The 2,538-nt window shown below is 68.5% G+C and carries 1 protein-coding gene and 2 pseudogenes; all 3 read right to left on the bottom strand.

Going from position 1 to position 2,538, the window contains the following annotated elements:
* Window positions 1-125 (bottom strand): annotated as a pseudogene (locus tag TSO5_RS26910) (electron transfer flavoprotein subunit beta/FixA family protein); the annotation flags it as partial.
* An 11-nt stretch (window positions 126-136) separates the two neighbouring features.
* A complete protein-coding gene (locus tag TSO5_RS26905; protein ID WP_109154501.1) occupies window positions 137-2,299 on the bottom strand; it encodes a methyl-accepting chemotaxis protein in 2,163 nt (720 codons plus the stop codon).
* Window positions 2,299-2,538, bottom strand: a pseudogene (locus TSO5_RS26900) (branched-chain amino acid ABC transporter permease); the annotation flags it as partial. The pseudogene TSO5_RS26900 and the gene TSO5_RS26905, both read right to left, overlap by 1 nt.

Raw genomic sequence — 2,538 nt, 5'->3', positions numbered from 1 at the left:
GCGATCTCGTCGAAGGGGTTCATGCTCATCTTCACGTTGGCGGTCTCGACGCCGCTGCCATCCGCCTTGACGCGGACCTTCACGTTGTAGTCGACGACCCGCTTCACGGGGACGAGGATCTTCATGATTTGCATCCTTATGCGGCTCTGATGTCGGCAAGGAAGCGGTTGATCTCCTGATGGAGGTCCCCCGCCTGCCGCGCGAGATCGTTGGAGGCGCTCAGCACGTCCCCCGCCGCGGTCTTGGTGGTGTCGGCCGACCGCGCGACGCTGTCGATGATGGTGGTGACGGATTGGGTGGCCTTGGCGACCTGGGCGGCATTGGTGGCGATCTCCGCGGTCGCCGTTTCCTGTTCCTCCACCGCTTCGGCGACGATGCCGGAGATGCGGCCCATGTCCTGGATCACCGCGACGATCTGGCCGATGGCGGCGGCGGCACCGTCTGTCACCGACTGCATGGTCGCGATCTGGCTGCCGATCTCGTCGGTCGCCCTGGCGGTCTGCGCCGCCAGATGCTTCACTTCGCCGGCGACGACGGCGAAGCCCTTGCCGGCCTCGCCCGCCCGTGCCGCCTCGATGGTGGCGTTCAGCGCCAGCAGGTTCGTCTGGGCCGCGATGTCGTGGATCAGTTGGACCACCGCGCCGATGCGGCCGGCCGTCTCCACCACCACCCGCATGGTCTCCCCGGCCTCGGCCGTCGCTCCGACGGCCGCCTGAGTGATGCGGCCGGATTCATCGATATAGCGGCTGATATCGGTGATCGAGGCGCTCAGCTGGTTGGCCGCCGACGCCACTGTGCCGACGCTGGCTGCGGTCTCGTCGGCCGCGGCGGTGACGCCGGTCGCCTCACTCAGCGTGCGGTCGGCACCGATGCTCATCGAGCGTGCCGTCGCCTCCAGCCCCTCGGCCGCCGCGGTCACCGCCCGGACGATGCCGCCGACACGCTGGTCGAAATCCGCCGTCATCCGTTCCAGTTCCTGCGCCCGCTCGTCGCGCAGGGCACGGACGCGCTCCTGTTCGGCATGGAGCGCGTCAGCACGGATCAGCGCCTCCTTGAAGACCTGCATAGCGCCGGCCATTCGCCCGATCTCGTCGCCCCTTTCGGTGGCGGGGATCTCCAACTGGCGATCGCCCTCGGCGAGGCGCTGCATTGCCACGCACATGGCCGTCAACGGCCGGACGATGCCGCGGGCCAGCAGGATTCCGGCGAGGCTGACGACCAGGAGCAGGGCGGCGCCCACCCCGATCATCTGGTTGCGCATGGCGCGGACAGGAGCCAGGATTTCGTCGACCGACGCCTCGGCCAGCACCAGCCAATGCAGTCCGTCATGGCTCACCGGCCGATAGGCGGCGAGCGCCGGAGAGCTGCCGCCGAAGCGGGTGGCCTCCATGACGCCGATATGATCGGGGTCGGCCTTTGCCGCCGCGACGACGGGGCTGTCATAAGGCGCCAATATGCCCTGCCCGCCGGAGAAACGCGGCGTGCTGCGCAGACGACCATCCTCACCGACCAGGAAGGTGTCTCCGGTTTCTCCCATGCCGTCGCTCGCCAGCATGATGCGGTCGAGCCCGCCCGCTTCGATCCTGAAAACCAGCGTCGCCAGAATCTGTTGGCGACCATCCGGGAACCGAAGGGCGACCGGCGCCGCCAGGAAGGCGGAGGCGGCTTTGCCGGCGGCATAGGGCGAGAAGTCGGCGATCATCGCCTCACCGGCCATCGTGCCCGCCGTGATGCCATCCACGAGACGACGCAGCGGGCCTTCGGCGACCGGCTTGGCAAAATCGTCGCCCTTGGCTGCGCTGTAAAGGACGGTGCCGTCCGGCGCCACCAGCAGCACATCGGCCAGGCCGCGCCGCTGCATCAGATCGCTCATCCAGCCATGCAGGCGCAGATGCGCCGTGTCGTACATGGCGTTGTCGGCCGATTTCTCCAGCTTGTAGCGCTCGACCGCCGGATAGGGATTGTCGTCGACATAGCGTTTGCGCAGCAGGGCGGTGGGATCGCCACGGTCGGCTTCGATCCGCCAACCGTTGACGAGGGCCACCGCCGCATCGCGCATGGACCGCGTGTTGGCGGTCAGCACGACGTCGCCCTCCAGACCGTCGATGTAGGACCGCACGCTGGCGGCGCGGGCATCGGCCAGCGCCACCAGCTTTTGGCCGGCCGCCGCGCGCAGGCGGCTCGATGCCGCGGAGTAGGCGAAGCCGCCGAGCAGGATCGCAGTGACCACCGCGGCGCCCACCAGCGCGCCGGGAATCCTGTGGCGCAGCAGCAGGCGCCTACCATTGAGGCGGGACATCAGCGATTCCCCTTTCCGGGAAGCCGGTGCATCAGCTCGCCGACGATGCCGCGGCGGAAGAGCAGAACGCAGACGACGAAGATGCAGCCGATCACCACCGGCACCGGCAGGCTGGTGGAGGCGAGGTAGCTTTCCAGCGTCACCACCAGTCCCGCACCCACCACCGGCCCGAACAGCGTGCCCATGCCGCCCAAGAGCGTCATCAGCACCACCTCGCCCGACATCTGCCACGTCACGTC

The sequence above is a fragment of the Azospirillum sp. TSO5 genome (genome assembly GCF_003116065.1).
In the GTDB taxonomy this organism is placed as follows: domain Bacteria; phylum Pseudomonadota; class Alphaproteobacteria; order Azospirillales; family Azospirillaceae; genus Azospirillum.
The sequence above is the reverse complement of the archived record's forward strand: the minus strand, read 5'-3'. Positions and strand labels throughout refer to the sequence as shown.